25 protein-coding genes are annotated in these 26,107 nt (G+C 30.3%); 1 reads left to right on the top strand and 24 read right to left on the bottom strand.

Going from position 1 to position 26,107, the window contains the following annotated elements:
- Positions 1 to 10 precede the first annotated feature (10 nt).
- From rimP to JOC62_RS10740, 16 genes are all read right to left on the bottom strand, one after another.
- A complete protein-coding gene (gene rimP, locus JOC62_RS10815; protein ID WP_204595285.1) occupies positions 11 to 469 on the bottom strand; it encodes a ribosome maturation factor RimP in 459 nt (152 codons plus the stop codon).
- A 235-nt stretch (positions 470 to 704) separates the two neighbouring features.
- A complete protein-coding gene (locus JOC62_RS10810; RefSeq protein ID WP_204595284.1) occupies positions 705 to 5,051 on the bottom strand; it encodes a PolC-type DNA polymerase III in 4,347 nt (1,448 codons plus the stop codon).
- A 74-nt stretch (positions 5,052 to 5,125) separates the two neighbouring features.
- Positions 5,126 to 6,175 carry a flavodoxin-dependent (E)-4-hydroxy-3-methylbut-2-enyl-diphosphate synthase gene (ispG, locus tag JOC62_RS10805; protein ID WP_204595330.1) on the bottom strand — a complete coding sequence of 350 codons (1,050 nt, stop codon included), beginning with the start codon at positions 6,173 to 6,175 and terminating at the stop codon, positions 5,126 to 5,128.
- A 12-nt stretch (positions 6,176 to 6,187) separates the two neighbouring features.
- Positions 6,188 to 7,201, bottom strand: coding sequence for an RIP metalloprotease RseP (gene rseP, locus JOC62_RS10800; RefSeq protein ID WP_204595283.1), 1,014 nt, complete (start codon positions 7,199 to 7,201; stop codon positions 6,188 to 6,190).
- A gap of 11 nt (positions 7,202 to 7,212) precedes the next feature.
- Positions 7,213 to 8,370, bottom strand: coding sequence for a 1-deoxy-D-xylulose-5-phosphate reductoisomerase (gene dxr / locus JOC62_RS10795; protein WP_204595282.1), 1,158 nt, complete (start codon positions 8,368 to 8,370; stop codon positions 7,213 to 7,215).
- Between the two features lie 21 nt (positions 8,371 to 8,391).
- Positions 8,392 to 9,354: an AI-2E family transporter gene (locus tag JOC62_RS10790; protein WP_204595281.1), complete on the bottom strand. Its 963-nt coding sequence runs from the start codon at positions 9,352 to 9,354 to the stop codon at positions 8,392 to 8,394.
- A gap of 171 nt (positions 9,355 to 9,525) precedes the next feature.
- Positions 9,526 to 10,320: a phosphatidate cytidylyltransferase gene (locus JOC62_RS10785; protein ID WP_204595280.1), complete on the bottom strand. Its 795-nt coding sequence runs from the start codon at positions 10,318 to 10,320 to the stop codon at positions 9,526 to 9,528.
- Positions 10,321 to 10,342: 22 nt separating this feature from the next.
- The gene (locus JOC62_RS10780; RefSeq protein ID WP_204595279.1) at positions 10,343 to 11,104 is read right to left on the bottom strand and encodes an isoprenyl transferase; all 762 of its coding nucleotides are present in this window, start codon (positions 11,102 to 11,104) and stop codon (positions 10,343 to 10,345) included.
- A gap of 64 nt (positions 11,105 to 11,168) precedes the next feature.
- Positions 11,169 to 11,726, bottom strand: a complete 558-nt coding sequence (gene frr, locus JOC62_RS10775) for a ribosome recycling factor (RefSeq protein WP_204595278.1) — start codon at positions 11,724 to 11,726, stop codon at positions 11,169 to 11,171.
- A gap of 13 nt (positions 11,727 to 11,739) precedes the next feature.
- Complete coding sequence (pyrH, locus tag JOC62_RS10770; protein ID WP_204595277.1) at positions 11,740 to 12,450, bottom strand: UMP kinase; 711 nt, start codon at positions 12,448 to 12,450, stop codon at positions 11,740 to 11,742.
- 71 nt (positions 12,451 to 12,521) lie between these two features.
- The gene (tsf, locus tag JOC62_RS10765) at positions 12,522 to 13,430 is read right to left on the bottom strand and encodes a translation elongation factor Ts (RefSeq protein WP_204595276.1); all 909 of its coding nucleotides are present in this window, start codon (positions 13,428 to 13,430) and stop codon (positions 12,522 to 12,524) included.
- A 95-nt stretch (positions 13,431 to 13,525) separates the two neighbouring features.
- Entirely contained in the window at positions 13,526 to 14,227 is a 702-nt protein-coding gene (gene rpsB, locus JOC62_RS10760) for a 30S ribosomal protein S2 (protein WP_204595275.1), read from the bottom strand.
- Positions 14,228 to 14,444: 217 nt separating this feature from the next.
- Positions 14,445 to 15,221, bottom strand: coding sequence for a GTP-sensing pleiotropic transcriptional regulator CodY (gene codY, locus JOC62_RS10755; protein ID WP_204595274.1), 777 nt, complete (start codon positions 15,219 to 15,221; stop codon positions 14,445 to 14,447).
- 195 nt (positions 15,222 to 15,416) lie between these two features.
- Positions 15,417 to 17,510 carry a type I DNA topoisomerase gene (gene topA, locus JOC62_RS10750; RefSeq protein ID WP_204595273.1) on the bottom strand — a complete coding sequence of 698 codons (2,094 nt, stop codon included), beginning with the start codon at positions 17,508 to 17,510 and terminating at the stop codon, positions 15,417 to 15,419.
- Between the two features lie 44 nt (positions 17,511 to 17,554).
- Positions 17,555 to 18,613, bottom strand: coding sequence for a DNA-processing protein DprA (gene dprA / locus JOC62_RS10745; RefSeq protein ID WP_204595272.1), 1,059 nt, complete (start codon positions 18,611 to 18,613; stop codon positions 17,555 to 17,557).
- A 14-nt stretch (positions 18,614 to 18,627) separates the two neighbouring features.
- Positions 18,628 to 20,157, bottom strand: a complete 1,530-nt coding sequence (locus JOC62_RS10740) for a YifB family Mg chelatase-like AAA ATPase (RefSeq protein WP_204595271.1) — start codon at positions 20,155 to 20,157, stop codon at positions 18,628 to 18,630.
- Between the two features lie 113 nt (positions 20,158 to 20,270).
- On the opposite strand from JOC62_RS10740, the gene JOC62_RS10735 reads away from it, so the two are divergent.
- Entirely contained in the window at positions 20,271 to 20,636 is a 366-nt protein-coding gene (locus JOC62_RS10735; RefSeq protein ID WP_204595270.1) for a YraN family protein, read from the top strand.
- Between the two features lie 43 nt (positions 20,637 to 20,679).
- Here the strand turns inward: JOC62_RS10735 and JOC62_RS10730 are convergent, their stop codons facing one another.
- The 8 genes from JOC62_RS10730 to ffh all read right to left on the bottom strand — a co-directional run bounded on the left by JOC62_RS10730 (position 20,680) and on the right by ffh (position 26,104).
- Entirely contained in the window at positions 20,680 to 21,486 is an 807-nt protein-coding gene (locus JOC62_RS10730; RefSeq protein WP_204595269.1) for a ribonuclease HII, read from the bottom strand.
- A 22-nt stretch (positions 21,487 to 21,508) separates the two neighbouring features.
- The gene (gene ylqF / locus JOC62_RS10725) at positions 21,509 to 22,351 is read right to left on the bottom strand and encodes a ribosome biogenesis GTPase YlqF (protein ID WP_204595268.1); all 843 of its coding nucleotides are present in this window, start codon (positions 22,349 to 22,351) and stop codon (positions 21,509 to 21,511) included.
- Positions 22,352 to 22,432: 81 nt separating this feature from the next.
- The gene (rplS, locus tag JOC62_RS10720; RefSeq protein ID WP_204595267.1) at positions 22,433 to 22,780 is read right to left on the bottom strand and encodes a 50S ribosomal protein L19; all 348 of its coding nucleotides are present in this window, start codon (positions 22,778 to 22,780) and stop codon (positions 22,433 to 22,435) included.
- Between the two features lie 119 nt (positions 22,781 to 22,899).
- Complete coding sequence (gene trmD, locus JOC62_RS10715; RefSeq protein WP_204595266.1) at positions 22,900 to 23,616, bottom strand: tRNA (guanosine(37)-N1)-methyltransferase TrmD; 717 nt, start codon at positions 23,614 to 23,616, stop codon at positions 22,900 to 22,902.
- Positions 23,606 to 24,103 carry a ribosome maturation factor RimM gene (rimM, locus tag JOC62_RS10710; RefSeq protein WP_204595265.1) on the bottom strand — a complete coding sequence of 166 codons (498 nt, stop codon included), beginning with the start codon at positions 24,101 to 24,103 and terminating at the stop codon, positions 23,606 to 23,608. The genes trmD and rimM overlap by 11 nt, the downstream gene beginning before the upstream one ends.
- Positions 24,104 to 24,189: 86 nt before the next feature.
- Entirely contained in the window at positions 24,190 to 24,417 is a 228-nt protein-coding gene (locus JOC62_RS10705; RefSeq protein WP_204595329.1) for a KH domain-containing protein, read from the bottom strand.
- Between the two features lie 51 nt (positions 24,418 to 24,468).
- The gene (gene rpsP, locus JOC62_RS10700; RefSeq protein ID WP_204595264.1) at positions 24,469 to 24,714 is read right to left on the bottom strand and encodes a 30S ribosomal protein S16; all 246 of its coding nucleotides are present in this window, start codon (positions 24,712 to 24,714) and stop codon (positions 24,469 to 24,471) included.
- A 34-nt stretch (positions 24,715 to 24,748) separates the two neighbouring features.
- A complete protein-coding gene (ffh, locus tag JOC62_RS10695) occupies positions 24,749 to 26,104 on the bottom strand; it encodes a signal recognition particle protein (protein WP_204595263.1) in 1,356 nt (451 codons plus the stop codon).
- Positions 26,105 to 26,107: the final 3 nt, after the last annotated feature.

Here is a 26,107-nt window from a genome sequence, read left to right as displayed (position 1 = left end):
TATCCTCCTTTTATAATTCCCCTTCTAAGTTAGCTTTTTTTATTTTATCCATTGGTACTTTAACTAATTCTTCACCTTGGACTTCTATAAAGTCACCTTCATAAGATTTTAATATACCTTTTATGTTCTTACGTCCATTTAATGAACCAGTAAATCTTATAAAAACTTCGCTTCCTACAGCCTTCTTAAAATGTTCTTCTTTAAATAAACCTCTGTTTATACCTGGTGAAGAAAGTTCTAGGAAGTATGATGTAGAAATTGGATCTTCTTCATCTAGCATTTCACTAACTCTTCTTGAAACCTTTTCGCAATCAGTAAGTGTAATGCCTTCTTTATTGTCTATATATATTCTTAAATAATTTTCTCCATCTTCTTTTACAAACTCTACATGATATAATTCATAACCTAATTCATCAGTTATTGGCATAACTAACTCTTCTAATTTTTCTATTAAGGCATCTTTTTTCATATGTTACCCTCCTTTTCAATATTCAATTTTCATAAATTTATTATTCCCAAATAACTTAAAATCTATTTTAAGTAAAAACGCAACTAAGAAGTTGCGCTTTAAACAGAAAGAGCGGGTAAATAATTTCCCCACTCCTTTAATCTAGCTATTAGTAATAATCATCAATTTAAATTCTAACATACAACCTGTTTTTTTTCAAGTATATTTGAATAAATTACATATATATCTATTATATTTAGAACAATGATAACTGATTTGTTTCAGACATCCCCTCTAAACATCCATGATTATTCAATGTTTCAACTGCTGTTTTTGTAATTTTAGATCTAAGTCTTAAATCTTCCTTTGATATAAACTCTCCATCTTTTCTAGCTTCAACAATTGCTTTAGCTGCATTATCTCCAACTCCTTGAAGCGCATTTATCGGAGGTCTTAATCCTTCTTCTTCAATAATAAACTTAGTAGCTTCTGACTTATAAAGGTCTACCTTTAAGAATTTAAAGCCTCTCTTATACATTTCAAATGCCATTTCAAGGGAAGTTATAGTTCCTTTTTCCTTTGTACTTACTGCATTACCAAGATCATAAAGTTCATGAAGTTTCTCATGAATTGCACCTTCACCTTTACATATAAGATCAGCATCAAAATCATCTGCTCTTACTGTAAAATATGTAGCATAATAAGCTTCTGGATAATATACCTTATAGTATGCAATTCTTACTGCCATCATTACATATGCAACAGCATGACCTTTAGGGAACATGTATTTTATTCTCTTACAAGATTCAATGTACCAATCAGGAACTTTATTTTCTCTCATTAATTTTTCATCATCTTCTGTAAGTCCCTTTCCTTTTCTTACTTTTTCCATTATAGTAAAGGAACTCTTTGGTGGTACACCTTGATACATTAAATAAACCATAATATCATCTCTCGTTGCTATACAATCTTTTAATGTTGTGTATCCTTCTTTTATGAAATATTGAGCATTATTAAGCCATACATCAGTACCATGTGATAACCCTGATATTCTTACTAAATCAGCAAAACTCTTAGGTTGTGTGTCAACTAGCATCTGACGAACGAACTTAGTACCAAACTCAGGTAATCCATAACTTCCAACTTCACACTCTAACTCCTCTTTTGTAACACCAAGAGCATCAGGTTTTACAAATAGACTAAGTACTTTCTCATCATTAAGAGGTATTGTTTTTGGATCAAGACCTGTTAAGTCTTGAAGCATTCTAAGAACAGTAGGATCATCATGACCCAGTATATCAAGTTTTAAAAGTCTACCGCTTATTGAATGGTAATCAAAGTGAGTAGTAATTATATCAGTATCATTATCGTCAGCTGGATGCTGTATTGGTGTAAAGTTATAAATCTCATTATCACTTGGAACAACCATTATACCACCTGGATGTTGTCCTGATGTTCTTTTTATTCCTGTACATCCAATTGTTAATCTTTCAATTTCTGCACTAGAAACTCTTATATCTCTTTCATCTAAATATTTTCTAACATATCCATATGCAGTCTTTTCTGCAACTGTACCTATTGTACCAGCCTTGAATACATATCCTTTACCGAAAAGTACTTCACAATACTTATGGACAACACCTTGATATTCACCTGAGAAATTAAGGTCAATATCTGGTTCTTTATCACCTTCAAACCCTAAGAAAGTTTCAAATGGAATATCATGGCCATCTCTTATATAATGAGCACCACATTCCGGACAGTCTTTTGGTGGTAAATCTGCACCTGAACTTATAGATCCATCTAAAAAGAATTCTGATTTTTTACAATTTGGACATACATAGTGAGGTGGAAGTCCATTAACCTCTGTTATATCTGACATTGTAGCTACAAAAGAAGATCCAACTGATCCTCTTGAACCAACAAGATATCCATCTTCAAGAGATTTCGCAACAAGCTTTTGTGCAATAAGGTAAAGAACTGCATATCCATTATTTATGATAGAGTTTAACTCTTTATCTAATCTCTTTTGAATAACTTCTGGCAAGGTTTCTCCATAAATTGAATGAACTTTTGTCATAACCATATTTCTGATTTCTTCTTCTGCACCTTCAATCTTAGGTGGAAATGTCTCGTCAGGAATAGGTTTTATAGATTCAATTTCATTTGCTATATTATTAGGATTTACTATAACAACTTCTTTTGCTTCATTTTCACCTAAATATGAAAATTCTTTTAGCATTTCATCTGTAGTTTTTAAATATAATGGTGGTTGATTATCGGCATCTTTAAACCCCTTACCAGCCATTATTATTCTTCTAAAGGATTCATCTTCAGGTTCTAAGAAATGTACATCTCCAGTTGCAACCACAGGCTTATTAAGTTTTTTACCTATATTATATATTTTTCTATTTATTTCTCTTAATTCATCTTCATCTTTAACATTTCCCTTTTCTATTAAGAAATTATTATTAGCTATAGGTTGAATCTCTAAATAATCATAAAATTCACAAACCTTCATAACTTCTTCATCGCTTCTACCATCTAATATAGCTCTATATACTTCACCTGCTTCACAAGCAGAGCCTATTATAAGTCCATCTCTCATTTCCTGAAGTCTACTTTTTTTAGTTCTTGCACTTTTAAAGAAATTCTCAAGATGAGCTTCTGATACTAACTTATATAAATTTTTAAGCCCTTCCTGAGTTTTAGCTAAAATTATTATATGATAAGCTGGTTGTCTTTTTATATCTATATTTGATAAAAACCCTTCATTTAACTTACTTAAGGTATATATTTCTTTTTCTTCTCTTAATTTTTTAAAACAAACTAGCAAAATATCTGCTGTTGCCTTTGCATCATCTACAGCTCTGTGATGATTTTCAAGGGATATCCCTAAATGTTTTGCAACTATATTTAGTTTTACTTTTTTAAGTTCTGGGTATAAAAATCTTGCTAAAGGAACAGTATCAACAATTGTAAAATCAAAGCCTAATCCCATTCTTCTACAATTATTTTTAATAAATCCTGTGTCAAAGCCTGCATTATGTGCAACTAATACGCTTCCACTGCAAAATTCTAAAAATCTAGGAAGTATATTTTCTATAGTTTCACTATTTGTTACCATATCATCTGATATTCCAGTAAGCTCTGTAATCTTATATGGTATATTTCTCTCCGGATTTACAAACTCACTAAATCTATCCACTATTTTCTCATTTTGTATTTTAACTGCACCAATTTCTATTATCTTATCATTCTTAGCTGAAAATCCTGTTGTCTCTAAATCAAAAACAACATATGAATCATCTAAAGATTCTCCTCTTTCATGAAGCGCTACTGGTATACCATCATCAACTAAATATCCCTCAACTCCATAAAGAATTTTTATACCAAATTTCTTTGAAGCACTTTGTGCATCTGGAAAGGATTGAACTACACCATGGTCTGTTATAGCAATGGCTTTATGTCCCCATTTTGCTGCTCTTTCTATTAACTTGCTTGCAGATACCATTCCATCCATAGTACTCATATTAGTATGTAAATGAAGTTCAACTCTCTTATCTTCCGCTCCATCCATTCTTTCTATTTTTTTCATTTTTACTATATCTCTACCCATTATTACTACTTCTCTGGCATAGGTATCGTATATAGCCTCTCCCCTTACCTTGCAATATAAGCCCTTCTTGACATTTTCTAAAACTTCTTCTTTATCTTTTTCTTTCAAGAAACATTTAACTGTAATTGAACTTGTATAATCAGTTATAAAGAATGTAAGAATACTTTTACCAGTTCTAGTTTCAATTATCTCAGTTTTAAATACTTCTCCAATTATAGCAACATATCCTGACGTCTCATCAATATCACATATATTCATAGCTTCTTGACTTATATTTCTACCTAAAATAGTATTTTCACCTTTAGGTTCTCTTTTATATTTTTGATATCCTTCATTTTGTTGTTTCTTTGGTGCTTCTTTTCTTTCTTTCTTCTCTTTCTTATCAGAACTATCCCCTGATGGATTACCTTGAACTATTCTACCTTGAAGTACATCATCAACTATCTTTTTATTTTCTTTTGCTTTATTCTCTTCATAATTTGTATCTTCTAAAGAATTATCATATTTTAATTCAATCCTTATTCTTCTTCCAAATATATCATGTATTTGAGCAGCTACTTTTCTCTCTATATCCTTCTTTTTTAGATGGTTTACAATAGCTTCACTTCCATATCTAATTATTATGTTATCTTCTTTGATATCTTTATGTTTAGAATATAAAACATTTTTTGATAGTGGATTTTTTCTAACTATATCTAGAACAACATCAGACCAATATTTTGTTAATATATCATCTATACTTGCATCTTCTACATCCTTATAAACTAATAGTTCTACTTTTATATTTAGTCCTAAATTTGTAGATATTAATTTCTTTATCCAATCCTCTTCACTTTGAATTAAATTATCTTTACACTTTATTACTACTTTTAATACATTGCTTTTTCTATAAAATTGAAATCTATTTAACTTTATTTCCTTATCTTCTAAATCTTCATTTTTATTTATTTCTTTATTAATTTTTTTAATGAACTCTTCGCTCAAAGGATTACCTCCATTTTAAAAATATTAGCCCCCAAAATAAATTAAATTTTTTGGGGGCAAATTACATATAAATCTTATAAAGATTCTATTTCCTTTATAAGTTCATCAACTAATTCTTCTTCTTTTACCTTCTTTATTATTTGGCCTTTCTTAAATATTATGCCAACACCTTTTCCTCCAGCAATACCAATATCAGCTTCTCTTGCTTCTCCAGGACCATTAACCACACATCCCATTACAGCAACTTTAATATTTTTATTAGTATCTTTAAGTCTTTCTTCTACTTCTTCTGCTATTTTTATTAAATTTATTTCTGTTCTTCCACAAGTAGGACATGATACAAACTCTATCCCTTCCTTTGTGTAGTCTAATGCTTTAAGTATTTCTTTAGCAACTTTTATTTCTTCAATTGGATCTGAAGTTAATGATACTCTAATAGTATTTCCAATCCCCTCTGCTAAAAGAGTTCCAATTCCTATACTTGATTTTATTGTCCCTTTAAATACTGTACCTGATTCTGTTACTCCTAAATGTAGTGGATAATTACATTTTTCACTCATTAATCTATAACTTTCTATCATCATAGGTACATTAGAAGATTTTATTGAAATAACTATATCATAGAAATTTAAATCTTCTAATATTTTAACATGTCTTAATGCACTTTCAACTAGTCCTTTAGCGGTTGGTTTTCCATCTCTTTCTAAAATATCTTTCTCTAAAGATCCTGAATTCACTCCAATTCTTATAGGAATATTTTTTTCTTTTGCTTTTTCAACTACAGCTTTTACCCTTTCATAGTTTCCTATATTCCCAGGGTTTATTCTAAGTTTAGCTACTCCATTATCAATAGCTTTAAGGGCTAATCTATAATCAAAATGAATGTCTGCAACTATTGGAACTGGTGATTTTTCTGTAATTTCCTTCAGTGCATCACAAGCTTCCATATCCGGAACAGCACATCTTATAATCTGGCATCCTGCCTTTACTAATTTATCTATTTGTTCTAAAGTTTTATTTACATCTCTTGTATCTGTATTGGTCATTGATTGGATAATAACAGGTGCTTCACCACCAATTTCTATCCCTCCAACTTTAACAATTCTTGTGATTTTTCTCTCCATCATTTTACTCTCCTAAAAATTTATTGGGAACAATATATCCTTAACTGTAACTAAAAGCATAAGTCCCATAAGTAGTGCAAAACCTGCGAAATTTAAAGCACCTACTATCTTATCTGGAACCTTTCTTTTTGTAATAAGCTCAATTAAAAGTAATACTGTCCACCCTCCATCTAATGCAGGGAATGGTAATAAATTAAATACAGCAAGGTTTACACTTATAAACGCTGTAAAATATAAAAGATTCCATATACCAGCTTTTGCAGCTGCGCCTGATAATTTTATTATAGTTACAGGACCACCTACATCTGTCTTTAAGTCTGCTTTTCCAGTAAATATCATTTTAAGTCCTTTAAATGTTTGATTTACTAGTGATGCTGTTTGATTGAAACTTTCTTTAAAACTATCTAATATTGATGGATTTTTAACTGTTTCAAAAGCAAATCCTATCATATTCCTTTTTTCTTTTTCATTATATTCAGGCTTAACAGTAAAATTAAGCATTTCTCCATTTCTATCAACTTCTAAATTAACCGGATTACCCTTTGCAAGATTTATACCAATTGAAATATCATCTGGCGCAAATATTCTTTGACCATCAATTTTTTTAAATTCATCTCCTGGTTTTATTCCCGCTTCATAAGCTGGACTGTTATCAATTACTGAATTAACCTTTGGTAATGTATATCCAAAGTGATGTAAAAACGCAGTAAATATTACTATTGCAAGAATTAAATTCATTATAGCACCTGCTAAAATAATTGTAATCCTTCTAAAAGGAGATTTAGATGAAAAACTTCTTTCATCTTGAACATCTTCCTCTTCTCCAAGCATTTTTACATACCCACCTATAGGCAATATACCTAATGAATATTTAGTTTCTTTACCATCAATAGAAAATATCTTAGGACCCATACCTATCGAAAACTCTTCTACCTTTACCCCATTTATCTTTGCAAGTATAAAATGACCAAATTCATGAACTATTATAAGTAGTCCAAATGCTATTACAGCATATACAATGTACATTAAGTTTCCTCCTAGCTATAATTTTCTCTCACATATTCCTTAACTTTTTTGTCTAGTGAAATTACATTTTCTAAAGTTACTTCTTTTTTCCCTTCCTCTTTAAAATGTTCCATACAATGTTCAATTATATCTCCAATTTGAAGATATGAAATCTTGTTATCTAAAAATAATTGGACAACTTCCTCATTTGCACCGTTTAAAATAGTTGGCATAAGTTTCCCTTGCTTTCCTGCCTCAAAAGCAAGTTTTAAACACTTAAATGTATCCATATCAGGCTTTTCAAATGTAAGCTTTGATATTTCATAAAAGTCTATTCCATTTGCAATAGCTTCTTTTCTATCTGGATAATTAAGAGCATATTGAATAGGAAGTCTCATATCGGCTGATCCAAGTTGCGCTATTATACTGTTATCTGAATATTCAACCATTGAGTGTACTATACTTTGAGGATGAACTAATACTTGTATATCATCATAATCACAATCAAATAACCAGTGTGCTTCAATAACTTCAAGTCCCTTATTCATTAAAGTCGATGAATCTATAGTTATTTTTCTTCCCATACTCCAATTTGGATGATTTAAAGCTTCTTCTAATGATGTATTAACCAAATCTTCTTTTTTCTTTCCTCTAAAAGGACCACCTGAAGCAGTTAAAATTATCTTTTTTAATGTGCTTAAATCATTACCCCTTAAACTTTGGAATATTGCACTATGTTCTGAGTCTACTGGAAGTATTTTAACTCCATACTTTTTAGCCTCATTCATTACAAGCTCTCCAGCAACAACTAATGTTTCTTTATTTGCAAGAGCAATATCTTTTTTCTTCTTTATGGCTTCAATTGTAGGCTCAAGACCAATCATACCAACAACTGATGTCACTACTGTGTCAATTTCATCAAGTGAAGCTATTTTCTTAAGGCCCTCTATACCAAATAATACTTTTATGTTTAATCCCTTTTCTTCTACATATCTATCTATTTCTTCTTTTGATTTTTCATCCATCATTCCTACATATTTAGGATAAAATTCATCTATTATATCTTTAACATTCTCTACAGAAGTGTTAGCAGTTACCCCTATCAAGTTTATCTCTTTAGATTTTCTAATCACATCTAAAGTTTGAGTACCTATAGAGCCTGTGGCACCTAGTATTGAAATATTTTTCATTTTCTCTTCCTCCGTATCTATCTAGTCCTCGCAAAAAATATCTCTAACCATCATACTATATAAAGGTCCTATAAAAATTCCAATCATACCAAAAACCTTTATACCAATATATATAGAAAGAAATATTATTAAAGGATGCACATTAAATTTATTGCTTAACAATTTTGCTTCTAATATTTCTCTTACAATTTGGACTAATAGATAAAGACATATTAATCCAAAAGCTATAAGATAATCTTTTACTATAATATTGTATATTATAATTGGTATAAATACAATTATTGTTCCTACATATGGAAGTAAATCTAAAATACCACAAATCACTCCTAAAATAAAGGAATTTTTTATTCCAAGTATCATAAATCCTATAATTATTATAAGTGTGGATATTAAGATAAGTATTGCTTGTATTGATATAATACTTTTTATGTTCTTTCCACCATTATTAATTCTCCTAAGAGCATTTTGTGGAACAAGTCTATTCATATAATATATAATTTTCTCCTTGTCTACTAGTATAAAAAATGAACATACATTACCTATAAAATAACTTATTATCCCTTCACCTGTAGTTAACGCTCCCTCCGTTAAAACTCTAGGATGAAATAAATTCATAGCCTCACTACTTATATCTACGTTTCCAAGTATACTCTCTAGTATTGTATTAAATTCATTTAAAAGTTCATTAATCATGTTTATATTGCTGTTATATATATTATTTACTAAATCGAATATATTCCTTCCTAAATAGTAAATTATTAATATTACAGAGATATTTAAAACAAGCAAACTTAATGTCGCTGATATCTTTTTACCTATCTTAAGCTTAGTAAAAATATTATATAAAGGACTACTTAATATAAATATTATTACAATCCAAAGAAAGGGCTTAAAATAACTTCTAATTAAAACTACAAATACAAATATAATTAATAATAATACAAGTGCTTCTATAAGTTTTTTATGATCTTCCTTCAACTTCACTTCTTCCCCCCCCTTTATTCTATATTTATATGCAATAAAAAAAACCTTAGAATTTTTCTAAGGCTCATAACTAAATTAAATATTACATTAAGAAATAGAATAAAAGTCATAAAGTAATCTTGAATTATAAAATAAAAGAGTCCTAAAAGTTTTTCTTTTAGAACTCTTTCACTATATACATACTATAAAAGTTAAATAATAAAACACTACAAGACCTGAGAAAAGTATACTATCAAATCTATCTAATATTCCACCATGTCCTGGTATTAAATTACTATAATCTTTTATTCCAACATATCTCTTTACAGAAGAAGCTACCAAATCTCCCAATTGACTAAATACTCCACATAATGCCCCTATTATAAAGTAGTGATATAAAGGCATTATATATACATACTTAGATACTACTATTCCAAATATTCCGCAAAATATAGTAGCTCCAAGCATACCACCAATTGAACCCTCAATAGTTTTCTTAGGACTAACTTTAGGACATAATTTATGTTTTCCAAAGAATCTTCCAGCATAATAAGCTGAAGTATCTGTCATCCAGGATCCTATAAATATAAGCCAAACTAAATACTGTCCACCAAATTTAATATTTACTAAATGTAAAAAACTAAATAATACTCCTACATACAAAAATCCAAGTAATGTTATAGCAACATCTATAAATGTATATTTTAGGTTTATAACTGGAATTATTAAAAGTATAAATGTTGCAAATACAACTAAGTATGTTAGTAATCCTAAATCATTATTTAAAATATAATACCCAATTAAAAGTAAGTATCCTACAATAGAGATAGGATTAAATTCTTTTTGCTTTAATGCATTATAAAATTCATGTAATCCTAAGGCTGATAACACAATTGTAAGACCTTCTAACCATGCACCACCTAAAAATACAAATATAATAAAAGGAGCAATAATTAAAGCACCGAGATATCTATTATTTGATTTCACTTAAAAACCACCTTATTTCTTTTTATTTTACGCCGCCAAACCTTCTATCTCTTTTTTGAAAATCATAAATTGCTCTATGAAGATCTGATTCCTTAAAATCTGGCCAACAAATATCCGAATACCAAAATTCAGAATAAGCACATTGCCAAAGTAGAAAATTACTTAATCTTTGTTCTCCGGAAGGTCTAATGATTATATCTGGATCTGGCACACCTTTTGTATATAAATAACTTTCAAAAATAGTATCATCAATTTCAGAAGATTTTATTATTCCCTTTGATACATCTTCTGAAATTGATTTTACAGCTCTTAATATTTCATCTCTTCCACCATAATTTAAAGCTATATTCATTGTTATACCTGTATTATTTTCTGTCTTAAGAACAGATTTCTCTATCTCTTCTTGACACTCTTTAGGCAATTTAGACATATCGCCTAATACATTTATTTTAACGCCATTTTTATGTAGCTCATTAATTTCTTGTCTTAGGTATTGTATTAATAACTTCATTAAAGAATTAACTTCATCTTTCGGTCTTTTCCAATTTTCCGTTGAAAAAGCATAAAGTGTCATATATTTAACGCCAAGCTTATCTGCTTCTTTTAATACTCTACGAATTGTTTCAACTCCAGCTTTATGCCCCATAGTTCTTGGGAGCTTTCTTTTCTTAGCCCATCTTCCATTTCCATCCATTATTATTGCAATATGTCTCGGAATATTATCCATATCAAGGCTTATTTCTTCATTTTCTGTAATCTGTTCCCCTTTAAAAAACTTAAGCATGAGTTCTCCTCCCCACTTTTTTCTTTATATAAAAAACCTGCTAAAGAGCAGGTTTTTTGTTTAACTAGATTGACATTATCTCTTTTTCTTTTGCTTCTATTAATTTATCTACTTCTTTGACAAATTTATCTGTAACCTTTTGAATATTATCTTCAGCTTTTTTAACTTCGTCTTCGCTAAGCTCTCCATCCTTCTTTAAGGCTTTTATCTTATCATTAGAATCTCTTCTAATTGATCTTAAAGCAACTTTTGAGTCCTCTCCAGCCTTTTTAACATTTTTAACTAAATTTTTTCTAGTTTCCTCTGTTAACTCTGGTATTACTAATCTGATAACTGATCCATCATTTGAAGGATTTAATCCTAAATCTGAAGTAAGTATAGCTTTTTCTATATCTTTTAACAATGTTTGTTCCCAAGGAGTTATTTGAAGAACTCTTGGTTCTGGAGCTGATACATTGGCTACTTGTGTTATTGGACACATGCTTCCATAATATTCAACTTGAACTCTATCAAGCATTGTAGGATTAGCTCTACCAGCTTTCATAGTTGATAAATCAACTTCTAAAACACTTATTGTTTTTGTCATTTTTTCTTCAGCATTTTTAAGAATGTTTTTACTCATAAATATCCTCCTTTTATTTTGAAACTAATGTACCTATTTCTTGACCTGAAATAGCTTTTTGAATATTACCTGGTTCGTCTAAACCAAATACTAATATAGGAATATTATTATCCATACATAAAGAAGTTGCAGTAGAATCCATTACTTGTAATCCTTGTTCTAAAACTTCTATATATGATAGTTTATCATATTTTGTTGCATCTGAATACTTATGAGGGTCCTTATCATAAACACCATCAACTTTTTTAGCTAAAAGAATTACATCAGCTTCTATTTCTGCCGCTCTAAGTGCTGCTGTTGTATCAGTTGAGAAGTATGGATTACCAGTTCCAGCTGCAAAAATAACAACTCTTCCCTTTTCTAAATGTCTCATAGCTCTTCTTCTTATAAATGGTTCTGCAACTTCCTTCATTTCAATAGCAGTTAAAACTCTAGTATCTACGCCTACTTGTTCTAGTGAATCTTGAAGCGCTAATGCATTAATACATGTAGCCATCATACCCATATAATCTGCAGTAGTTCTATCCATTCCTTCTCCGCTTCTACCTCTCCAGATGTTTCCGCCGCCTACTACGCATCCAACTTCAACACCTGAATCTACTAATTGCTTTATTTCTAAAGCTATTCTTGTTGCAACAGTAAAATCTATTCCAAATCCATTAGTTCCAGCAAGAGCTTCACCAGATAATTTTAGTATTACTCTATTATATTTACAATCTGCCATTATAATCCCTCCAAAATATTCATATTAATTTTTAAAAAAAGAGAACACAAGGTGTTCTCTTTTGTAGGTTACTATTTACCCATTTGTCTTGCAACTTCTTCAGCAAAGTTTTCTTCTTTCTTTTCGATACCTTCGCCTCTTTCAAATCTAACAAACTTTGTTATAGTCATTGGAGCACCTGCTTCTTTTGACTTTTCTTCTAATAACTTAGTTATTGTCTTGTCTCCGTCTTTAACCCATACTTGGTCAACTAAACAAACTTCTTTGAAGTACTTTTGGATTCTTCCCATAACCATTTTTTCAACGATTTTTTCTGGTTTTCCTTCGTTTAAAGCTTGAACTCTGTAGATTTCTTTTTCTTTTTCTAAAGCTTCTTGATCTACTGAATTTCTATTTAAGAATAATGGATTTGCAGCAGCAACTTGCATACAAACTTCTTTAGCTACTTCTTTAGCTACGTTAGCATCACCTTCAGTTGAAACTTCAACTAAAACTCCGATTCTTCCGCCACCGTGGATATAGCTTTCGATAGCACCATTATCTAATGATAATCTTTCAAATCTTCTAACTGTCATGTTTTCTCCAAGCTTAGCAACTAAAGCTGTAAGAGTTTCTTGTACAGTAGCATCTCCTAATTTTTCATTTAATAATTCTTCTACAGTTTCAACTGAAGTGTTAGCAACTAATTCTGCTACATTTTCAGCAAAACCTACGAATTCTTCATTAGCAGCAACGAAATCTGTTTCACAGTTTACTTCTACTATTGAAGCTTTCTTGTTATCTTCTGATACGAAAGTCTTAACTATTCCTTCAGCAGCAACTCTTCCAGCTTTCTTAGCAGCAGCAGCTAATCCTTTTTCTCTTAATACTTCAACAGCCTTTTCTACGTCTCCGTTAGTTTCTGTTAAAGCCTTTTTGCAGTCCATCATACCTGCGCCAGTCTTATCTCTTAATTCTTTAACTGATTTTGCAGTAATCATATTCAATTCCTCCTTATTTTAAAAAAAGTAACCCTTACCATTTAGGGTAAAAGGTAAATGAAGAATCTCTCCACCTACCTTTTATACTTCTGATATTATTCAGCTATTTGTTCACCTTGTCTTCCTTCGATAATAGCATCAGCCATCTTAGCAGCTATTAATTTAACCGCTCTTATAGCATCATCATTACCTGGGATTACGTAGTCAACTTCTTCTGGATCACAGTTAGTATCTACGATAGCTACTACTGGAATTCCTAATATCTTAGCTTCTGAAATAGCGTTCTTTTCTTTTCTTGGATCAACTACGAACATAGCTCCAATATTTCTTGAATCTAAGTTCTTGATTCCGCCAAGATTCTTTTCAAGCTTTTCCATTTCGCCTTTTAATTTGATAACTTCTTTCTTAGGAAGAACGTCGAATGTTCCATCTTCTTGCATTCTTTCTAAATCTTCTAATCTCTTAATTCTTGTTCTGATAGTTTTGAAGTTTGTTAACATTCCACCTAACCATCTATTGTTAACGAAGTGCATGTTTGATCTTATTGCTTCTTCTTTGATAGCTTCTTGAGCTTGCTTCTTAGTTCCAACGAAAAGTATTTCTTTTCCTTCTTCTGAAACTTCTCTTAAGAAGTTGTAAGCTTCTTCAGCCTTCTTAACTGTTTTTTGTAAATCTATTATATAGATTCCGTTTCTTTCTGTGAAGATATAAGGAGCCATCTTAGGGTTCCATCTTCTAGTTTGGTGTCCGAAATGTACACCAGCTTCTAATAATTGTTTCATTGATATAACTGACATTTTGTTACCTCCTGGTTTTTTCCTCCACTATCGTTGTAATTACAAGAAACCTTATAATCAAAGGCACCTATCTTGCAAACCCGATAATGTGCGTATTTTGTTACCTATGATAGTATAACATAAGCTTTTTTTTCTATCAACATAAATTTATTTTTTTTATATTTTTCACTAAAAATATACGAGTGATTGAAATTTATCAATCACTCGTTACTATTGCTTATTTTATCTTTTTTAATTCATCTAATAATTTATCGTTTAGTATTCTAATATGAGTTCCCTTCATCCCTAATGATCTTGATTCAATTACTCCAGCACTTTCAAATTTTCTTAACGCATTTACAATTACGCTTCTTGTTATTCCAACTTTATCTGCAATCTTTGATGCTACAAGTAAACCTTCAGTACCTCCAAGTTCATTAAAAATATGTTCTACAGCTTCTAACTCTGAATATGAAAGAGTTCCTATAGCTAATTGAACAACTGCTTTCTTTCTTGTCTCTTCAGCTAATTCTTCTTGTTTAGCTCTTAACATTTCCATTCCAACAATTGTTGCACTATATTCACAAAGAACTAAATCATCATCTGTAAATGATTCTCCAAATCTAGCTAAAAGAAGTGTACCAAGTCTTTCTCTATTTCCTATTATAGGAACAATTGTTGAAAGCTTGTCTGACATATCACACTTTCCAATTCCATCAAATACACATTCACCTTTATTAGGTAAGTTTGATAGTGTTTCTGTTACCCTTAATAACTTTTCATTGTATTCGTTTGGAAATCTTTTTTCATAGACTACTTTTTCTTTCATTATTGCACATTCAAAATTTTCTGAAAAACTATGTCCTATAACCTTACCTCTTTTACTAACAATGTAAACGTTGCAGGCTAATACATCGCTTAAAAGTTCACAGATATCCTCAAATGCTACTGCTTCAGTGCCCGATTTCTGTAATATTTTGTTTAATTTTCTCGCTTTATTAAGTAATGATGACATTAAAAATCCTCCTTGATATCTAACGAATTTCAGATTTATATTGCCATTTGTTAGACTATTCAAAATCCTTTTAATTTTTTAACAAATTCGTAATACTAGTTCAGTTTATCATACTAGGTACTCTATTTCAACAATATTATTATTTTTTTCGACAAAAGGATTCTTTAATGCATCATTATATCATAATTACCTACTTTATTCTTTATCTTCTTGCTTCTCACTCTTTATTTCTTCTTTATACTTACATTCGCTATTTGAACATTGAATATAATCTCCAGATTTTTTCGAATATTTCTTAACCATATATGAATTACATTCTGGACATTTCTTTTCAACAGGTTCATTCCAACTTACAAAATCACATTCTGGATAACCTGAACATCCATAGAATCTCTTACCTTTTTTACTTCTCTTTGCTAATACTTTTCTCCCACACTTTGGACAAGGTGCTTTTATTTCTTCAACTATAGGCTTAGCATTTTTACATTCAGGGTAACCAGGACATGCTAAGAACTTTCCATATCGTCCTTTTTTTATGACCATCATTCTACCACATTTATCACAAGGAACATCACTTACTTCATCTTCTATTACAACTTTAGCCATTTCCTTTTCTGCTTTTTCTAGTGAATGTTTTAGTGGATCGAAGAATTCACCTACAACAGACTTCCATTGTATTTCACCTTCTTCAATATGGTCTAAGTTCCTTTCCATACTAGCTGTAAAATCTACATCTGCTATTTGTTTAAAGTATTCACAAATTATATTATTTACTATAAATCCAAGTTCTGTTGGTATTAGATTTTTCTTTTCTCTATTTACATAATCTCTACTTAATAATGTAGAAATTGTAGGAACATAAGTACTTGGTCTTCCTATACCTTTTTCTTCTAAAAGTTTAACAAATGATGCTTCTGTATACCTTGCAGGAGGTTGAGTAAAATGTTGCTTTCCTTCAAGGGAAGCTGAATTTAATACTTCTCCTTCTTCAAGCTCTGGTAATGAATTATCGTCCTCATCACTAATTGCATATTCATATATCTTCATGAATCCATCAAATTGAATTGTAGATCCACTAGCCTTAAATTTATAATCTCCATTTAATATATCAATTGAATTAGTATTTAAAATGCATGATGCCATTTGAGAAGATACAAATCTCTTCCATATAAGTGTATAAAGCTTATACTGTTCATTTGTTAAGTTCGCTTTTGCAACTTCTGGTGTTATTTCTATATTCGTTGGTCTTATAGCTTCATGGGCATCTTGAATATTTTTCTTTCCTTTATATATTCTAGTTTCTTTTGGTAGATAACTTTCTCCATAGTTGTTTAATATAAAGTTTTTTGCACTTTCTTGCGCTTCTTGTGATATTCTCATAGAATCCGTTCTCATGTAAGTGATAAGACCTACAGTTCCATGTCCTTTAACTTCCACACCTTCATATAGCCCTTGAGCTACTGACATTGTTTTCTTTGTCATAAAGTTAAGTTTCTTACTTGCCTCTTGTTGAAGTGTACTAGTTGTAAAAGGAGCCATAGGATTTTTTAGTTTACTTCCTTTTTTTATTGACTTAATAACGAAATTATCTTTGTCTATTGAATTTATAACCTTATTTGTTTCATCTTCTGTTTTTAATTCTATCTTTTTATTTTTATATGTTGATAGCTTTATAGGAAATTTTTTTCTTCCTTTTTTTAATTCACAGTCAACCGTCCAATATTCTTCTGGAATGAATTTTTTTATTTCTTCTTCTCTTTCACATATAAGTTTAAGCGCTGCTGATTGTACTCTACCTGCACTTAAGCCCCATTTTACATTTTTCCAAAGAATTGGACTTATTTCATAACCAACTAATCTATCTAAAATTCTTCTAGCCTGCTGTGCATCAACTAAATTTTGATTTATCTGTCTAGCATTTTTTATAGAATTTTTAACGGCAGTTTTCGTTATTTCATTAAATACAATCCTACATTCTTCTCCTTCTTCTATATTTAGAAGATTTGCTAAATGCCATGATATTGCTTCTCCTTCACGATCGGGGTCAGTTGCAAGATAAACTTTATCCGCCTTCTTTGCAGCTTTTCTTAATGTCTTAAGAAGATCTCCCTTACCTCTTATTGTTATATACTTTGGTTCAAAATCATTATCTATATCAACACCTAATTTACTTTTAGGTAAATCTCTTATATGCCCCATTGACGCTTCAACAATATAATTCTTTCCTAAATATTTTCCTATTGTTTTTGCCTTTGCTGGTGATTCTACTATTACTAATTTTTGGCCCATAACTAACTCCACTAATACTACTGGAGTTATTCACCCCCTTAAACTTATGTTACTCTGACATAATAATTGCCAGGTAGACTTAATATTTCATTTTTAATTTGCAGTTCAAATAATAAACCATATAAAGTATTTCTGTCAACCTGTGACTTTGTAAATATATCATCAATATGCATTGGTTCACTCTCTATAATTTTCAAAATATTACTATGAACCATATCATTATTCTCTTCTTTTACCTTACTCTTATCTATATGTAAAAGCAAATAAATATCTTCAATTGATGTATAAATATACGCACCATCTCTTATTAAAAGGTTTGCACCGTATCCACCACTTGAAAAAATTGATTGTGGTACAACTAAAACATCTTTACCTTGCTCTAATGCGCATGTAACAGTTATTAATGACCCACTCTTCTTCGTTGCTTCTGTAACTACTATAGCTTCTGATAATCCACTAATTATTCTGTTCCTTCTTGGAAAATTATATGCATAAGGCTTAGTGCCTGGTAAAAACTCTGAAATAATGAGACCTTTTTCTCTAATTTTATTAAATAGAGCTTTATTCTTATATGGATAATAAATGTCTAGCCCAGATCCTAATATTGCAATTGTATCACCTTGATTTTTTAGACATTCATCATGTGCTATAGCATCAATCCCTAATGCACCACCACTTACGATACATATGTCATTCTTAACTAGTTCTTTAGTTATAACTCTAGTAGATCTTTCTCCATAAACGCTATTCTTTCTAGATCCTACAATCCCAACCTTTCTCTTACTTAATAAATCTATATTTCCTATATAAAATAATACATAAGGCGGTTCTTGGATGTTTTTTAAATTTTCTGGATACTTATTACTTTTTATAGTTATAAAACTTATGTTTTCACTTCTTAACCTTTTCTCGATAAGAGTAACTTTTTCTAATTCTTTTTCTTTATCATAATTTACAAAATTTTTATAACTTTTTAAATATGTTTTTATTATTTCATCAAAATTATCAAATATATTCTTCTCATTAGAGAAAATACTGATTAATTTTATTTTTTGCATGTTTGTACATTCTAACATCATTAACCATAATATATATTTTTCCATTTGTCCACCTCTTATTATATAATTTCTCCATTTACATCTTTTCTATAATTAATTGCTTCTATAATATGTTCTCTTTTTATTACTTCCTGAAGCTCCAAATCTGCTATAGTTTGAGCCACCTTTATAACTTTCCCATATCCTCTTAAAGAAGGATTGTTAATTTTAAAATAATTTTCTAAAATTTCTTTTCCTTCTCTAGATATCTTGCATAAATTAAATATATCTTTCCCTCTTATATCTGAATTAAACTTATAAGAAGTATCCTTTAATCTCTCTTTCTGTATTTCTCTAGCCTTCAAAACTCTTTCCTTAATATTTTTAGTTTCATCCTCTAATTTTTTCTTTTTTAACTCCTCAAATTTCAATGAAGGAACATAATTAAATATATCAATTCTATCTTTTAACGGCTTTGATAATCTCTTTTGATATCTTCGTATTTCATTTTCACTACATTCGCATTTATCATATTCTCCAGGAATTATAGATTTTTTACCACATGGACATGGATTAAAAGAAGCTATAAGCTGAAATTTACTTGGCATTTCAACTCTTTCATTTATTCTATCCACTCTAATTACTCCTTCTTCCAAAGGAATCCTTAGCACCTCTAGCACTTCCTTCTTGAATTCTAAAATTTCATCCAAATAAAGAACTCCATTATGAGCTAAAGTAATTTCTCCTGGTTTAATATCTCGCCCTCCACCAACTAATGCAACTTTTGAAATTGTATGATGTGGCTCTCTAAATGGTATTCTTATATTTTTATATGTGTCAATCATCCCACATATTGAATATATCTTTGCAATTTCAATTTTTTCTTCTTCAGTAAGGGGCGGAAGTATTGAATTAAATGCTTTTGCAAGCATAGTCTTACCTGAACCTGGATTTCCATATAATAAAATGTTATGTCTACCAGCAGCTGCAATTTCCATCGCTCTCTTTGATGAATATTGTCCAATTATAGAATTAAAATTATTTTCCCATTCGACATTTTTTTCTTCTTTATACTCACCAAAATCTAACGGCAACATATCCTCACAATTTACATAATCTACAGATTCCTTTAAAGAAGTCATCGCATATACATTTCCTTTTGATACCTCAATAGCTTCATCTATATTTTCTCTTGGTATAATAAAGTTTTCGATATCTTCTTCAATTCCTTTAATTATAATCGGTGTTATTCCTCTAGTTCTTTTAAGTTCTCCATTTAATGATAGTTCACCTATAATTAAATATTTATCTAAATCCTTTTTCTGAATTTGATTTGATTCTATAAGTATCCCTATTGCAATAGGTAAATCTAGTAACGTTCCTATTTTCTTAATATCTGCCGGTGCTAAATTTATCACTATTCTCCCTAAAGGAAATTCAAATCCTGAATTAACAATAGCAGTTCTAACCCTCTCTTTTGCCTCTCTAACTGATGTATCTGCGAGCCCAACTATATTAAACGCTGGAAGTCCCTTTGATATATCAACTTCAACATTTATTATAAAGCTATTTATTCCAATATTAGTTGCACTTTTTATATTTATTGCCATCTACCTCACCTCATAAAGGAGTATTAACACTAAAAAATATTTTTAATCAAATATTCTTATAGCGATAAGAATCCTTTTAATTGTCAATAATCATAATTAGAGAGGTGTTTTAAATGAAAAAATATAATAAATATATTGGTTATTATGGAGAAGACCTTGCTTCAAATTATTTATGTAGTAAAGATTATATAATCCTAGATAGAAATTATTCTAATAGATTTGGTGAGATAGATATAATTTGTTTAAAAAATGATATCTTATGCTTTGTAGAAGTAAAAAGTAGATATGATATTAAGTTTGGGAGAGGGATTGAAGCAATCAGCCAAAGTAAAATCCAAAATATAAAAAAATTAACAAAATATTTTCTACTTAATAATAAATTTAATGATTATTTTGTAAGATTTGATATTATAGAAGTGTATTTAAATCATAAAGATAGTACTAATAATATAATTCATACTAAAGACGCCTTTAGATAAAATAAAAAAAAGTAGTAATAGCCTTTTTAGCTATTACTACTTTTTATAATATGTTTCTTAAAAAACTCATTCTATGAATAGGCGTCGCACCATATTCTTTTATTGCTTCAACATGTTTTGAAGCTCCATACCCTACATTATGTTCAAAGTCGTATTCTGGATAAACTTTTCCAAGTTCCTTCATCAAATTATCTCTATATACTTTAGCTATAATTGAAGCTGCAGCAATTGATGCACTTTTTGTATCACCTTTTATGACTGACTTATTTTCTCTGTCTATACCTTTAACAGTATAACCATCAGATAAAACAATATCCGCTCTCTTATCTAAGCCATGTATTGCTTTAAGGAAAACTTCATTATTGCATACTCCTACGCCTTTTTCATCTATTTCATCATTAGAGCATTCACTAATACAGTAAGCTATCGCTTTTTCTTTTATTATTAAAGAAAGTTCTTCTCTCTTTTTCTCTGATAATTTTTTTGAATCATTTAAATAAAAAATCATCTCATCATCAATTAAATCTAAATCGAGTATTACTGCTGCTGACACTATAGGTCCTGCAAGAGGTCCTCTTCCAACTTCGTCAACTCCAGCTAGAAGCCTTCCTTTAGCAAATCCTCTATCAAAGTCATACATCTTCTTTACTCTAATTTCTTCATCTTTAAGCTTCTGCTTCTCTTTTAATATCTTGCTTCCAAGACTATTAACATTCTTTCTTTTATCATTTAAAAGTATTTCACTTAAAGCTACAGCATAATCACTCTTAAAATCAAGATTAAGACTATCAAACTCTTCTTTTATACTTTTATAACTCATAGTGCTCAAGTCACTATCTAGAAGTTTCATAAAACCCCTCCAATTTGATAAATTAAGGTCTTTCTAATGAAATATTACCTATTTTCCCGCCTCTAAATTCATCTAATATAATAACAGATATTCTATTATAATCTATTTCTCTACCTTTCATTATAGCTCCTCTTTTTATAGCTATAGCATCCATAGTTTCAAGTGGATTATCATATACAGTATCTATCTTATATCTTTCTATTAAGTTGTCAGGATAGAACTCTTGAAGCCTTTCAATTAATCTATAGGCTAAATCTTCTATATCCATTATTTCATCTCTTATCGCCCCTGTAAATGCAAGATTTAATGCTGTTTCATCATCTTTAAACTTAGGCCATAAAACTCCTGGGGTATCAAGCATTTCTATATCCATCGCTGTTTTTATCCATCTCTTACTCTTAGTTACTCCTGGTCTATCCCCTGTTTGCGCTATATTATTTTTAGCCATCTTATTTATAAATGTAGACTTTCCTACATTAGGTATTCCTACAACCATAACTCTTGTCATGATCACCTTTAATCCCTTACCTTTAAGTCTTTCATGCTTTTCTTTTAATAGCTCATTAAGTGCAGGCTTTATTTTTTGAAGTCCACTTCCTTTTAAACAGTTTACTTCCATAGCCATAACATTATCTTTAGTTAGATGTTTTATCCATTCCTTAGTAACTTTAGCTTCTGTTAAATCACTTTTATTTAAAAGTATTAATCTTGGCTTATCTCCTACTAATTTATCTATATCTGGATTTGCAGAACTTGCTGGAATTCTAGCATCTCTAATTTCTATAACAGCATCTACAAGTTTTAAATTCTCTTTAATTTCCCTTTGAGTCTTCTTCATATGCCCCGGAAACCAGTTAATTGCCATAAAAATTCCTCCTTACATATTTAATTGTTTTTATCTATAGAAAAAAAGAGACTTAATTCTAAGCCTCTTCTTTATGGTTAACTATCTTAATAATTCTTTAACCTTAGCAGCCTTACCTACTCTGTCTCTTAAGTAGAATAACTTAGCTCTTCTTACTTTACCTCTTCTTGTAACTTCGATCTTTTGGATCATTGGAGCATTCATTGGGAAAGTCTTTTCAACACCTGTTCCATAAGCTAATCTTCTTACAGTGAAAGTTTCTCTTAAACCACCATTTTGTTTCTTGATAACAGTTCCTTCAAATACTTGAACTCTTTCTCTGTTACCTTCTTTGATTAATTGGTGAACTTTTATGTTGTCCCCAACGTTGAAGCTTGGTAAATCGTTTCTGATTTGTTCTTGTTCTATTGCTCTTAAAATTTCGTTCATTGTGCATTCCCTCCTAATAAGTAAATTGTGACGTTCTTTCCGGAGCTATAATCCAAAAGAGGAACGCCCGTACTAGCACAAAGCATATTCTAGCATAAAATATCATTTATTGCAACATTTTATTTATTATGCTCTTTTAATATCTTTTTGTCTTCTTTTGTAAGTTCTATTTTATCAAATAAATCTTTTCTTCTTTCTCTTGTTGCTATTAATGACTCTTTTCTTCTCCATTTTCTTATATTCTCGTGATGCCCTGAAAGTAATACTTCCGGAACCTTAACTCCTTCAAATTCCTCAGGTCTTGTATATTGGGGATATTCTAAAAGTCCATTAGAGAATGATTCATCCATAAAACTTTCTTCTTTTCCAAGTACTCCTGGTTTTAATCTAAGAATAGAATCAATTACAGGAATAGCAGCCATTTCACCACCTGTTAATATAAAATCTCCAAGTGATATTTCCATATCTATATGCTGATATACTCTTTCATCAATACCCTCATAATGTCCACATATGAATATTAAGTTATCTTCTTTTGCAAGCTCTTTTGAAAGTTCATGATTAAACTGTTTTCCTCTTGGCCCTAAAAAGATAACTTTTCCTGAATTATTTTTTTTACATTCCCTTATAGCATCTACAATAGGTTGTGGTGCCATAACCATACCAGCACCACCACCATAAGGATAATCATCAACCTTTTTATTTTTATGCTTTGTATAATCTCTTATATTAAGACACTCTATATTAACTAATCCTTTTTCTTGTGCTTTACCTATAATGCTATGATTAAATATAGAAAACATATCTGGGAAAAGCGTTAAAACACTAATCTTCATCTTGCCATTCTCCTACTGGTCTTATAACAATCTTCTCATTATCTAAATCTATATCTAAAACAATTGTCTTAAGTACAGGGATTAGTAATTCTTTAGGTTCTCTAATCCAATATACATCATTATTTTTCGTTTCTATAACATCATATATAGCTCCAAGATCCTTACCTTCAGTATCAAATACATGTATACCTATAAGATCTGTAACATAAAAAGTATCCTCTGGAAGCTCTGGTTCTCTTTCTCTAGGAACTTCTATTATTTTAGTTTTATATGTTTCAGCTTCATCAATTGAATTTATTCCTTCTATCTTTAAGATTACTCTATCTTTTTGGAATTTAACACCTTCAATAGTTCTTTCAACTCCGTTTATAAAAACAGTTCCATATCTTTTAAAGTTATTAACATCAGAAGTTGTTGCCATAACTTTAACTTCACCTTTTAATCCATGGGTATTTACTATTTTACCTACTCTAAAAAATTCTCCCATTAGCTTTCACCTCTTTTTTATAATTATCAAAGAATTAAATATTTATCCTTATATTATATAAAAAGAGTTAGGACAGGCCTAACTCTTTAGATAATTTCAACTACTACTCTTTTTTCTTCTTTTATTGCTGCAGCCTTTACTACGGTTCTAATAGCTTTTGCTATTCTTCCCTGTTTTCCAATAACTTTGCCCATATCTTCTGGCGCAACCCTAAGTTCTAGTATAATTGATTGCTCACCTGCAATTTCATTTACTTTAACTTCATCGGGCTTATCCACAAGAGACTTAGCTATTATTTCAACTAATTCTTTCATAAGTGTCCTGCATATAGTGTATGTACTAGGTGCAGTATTCACCTCCTAAAATTACTTGTTTAGGCCTGCCTTTACGAAAAGCTTTTTAACTACTTCTGTTGGTTGTGCACCATTTTGTAGCCATTTGTTAGCTTTTTCTTCGTTGATTTTTATTTCAGCTGGTTCTGAAACTGGATTGTAGAATCCGATTTCTTCGATGAATCTACCATCTCTTGGGCTTCTTGAATCAGCAACAACTACTCTGTAGAAAGGTGCTTTCTTAGCTCCCATTCTTCTTAATCTAATCTTTACTGCCATGTTAATTTCACCTCCTTTAAAGTATAATTATATATTAACTCATAAAAGGCAATTTACCTAGAAGACCTTTTTTGCCTCCCTTTTGAAGTGATTTCATTTGCTTCATTTGCTTTTTCATCATTTCAAATCCTTTAATAAGTTTATTAACTTCTTGTATTGTTGAACCTGATCCCTTTGCAATTCTTTTTTTTCTTGAAGAATTACTAATTACAAGTGATGGATTTCTTCTTTCTTTTAAAGTCATTGAAAGAATTATGGCTCTAACCTTTTCCATCTGTTTTTGACCTTGATCAAAATCAACGCCTTGTAATTCTTTTGCATTAACTCCTGGAATCATCTCCATTAACTTGTTCAATGGTCCAAGTTTTTTCATTTGTTCCATTGCTGTTAAATAATCTTCAAAATTAAGACCTTGGCTCATCATCTTCTTTGTAAAATCTGCTGCTTCATCTTCGTCTATTGCAGACTGAGCTTTCTCAATTAGAGATAATACATCTCCCATTCCAAGTATTCTTGAGGCCATTCTATCTGGATGGAACACTTCAAAATCATTCATCTTTTCACCTATACCAACAAACTTTATTGGCTTTTCAGTAATTGATCTGATTGAAAGTGCAGCACCACCTCTAGTATCACCATCAAGCTTAGTTAAGATAACCCCTGATACATCAAGCTCATTATTAAAACTTTCTGCAACATTTACTGCATCTTGACCTGTCATTGAATCTACTACAAGTAAAATCTCTGAAGGATTTACAACTTCCTTTACATCTTTTAATTCTTGCATTAAACCTTCATCGATATGTAATCTTCCGGCTGTATCTATAATAACTACGTTATTTCCATTGTCTTTTGCATATTTTATACCTGCTTTAGCAATATTAACTGCTTTTTCTTTATCTCCCATAGAGAATACAGGTATGTCTATTTGCTTTCCTACAACTTCTAATTGTTTTATAGCCGCAGGTCTGTAAATATCACATGCTACAAGAAGCGGTTTTTTATTATTCTGTCTAAGGTTTAATGCTAGCTTACCACACATTGTAGTTTTACCAGCTCCTTGAAGTCCTACAAGCATTATTACTGTAGTACCACTACTTGAATAATTTATTTTACTTTCGCTTCCTCCCATAAGTTCAGTAAGTTCATCGTTAACTATTTTAATAACTTGTTGCCCTGGTGTCAAGCTTTCTAATACATTACTACCAACGCATTTTTCACTAACACTCTTAACAAACTTTTTTACTACTTTATAGTTAACATCTGCTTCTAGTAAAGCAAGTTTTACTTCCCTCATAGCTTCTTTAATATCTTTTTCATTAAGCTTTCCTTTTCCCTTTAATTTTTTAAAGGTATTTTGAAGCTTTTCTGATAATCCCTCAAAAGCCATATT

This window comes from Clostridium sardiniense, assembly GCF_016907995.1.
GTDB lineage: Bacteria > Bacillota > Clostridia > Clostridiales > Clostridiaceae > Clostridium > Clostridium sardiniense.
The sequence above is the reverse complement of the archived record's forward strand: the minus strand, read 5'-3'. Positions and strand labels throughout refer to the sequence as shown.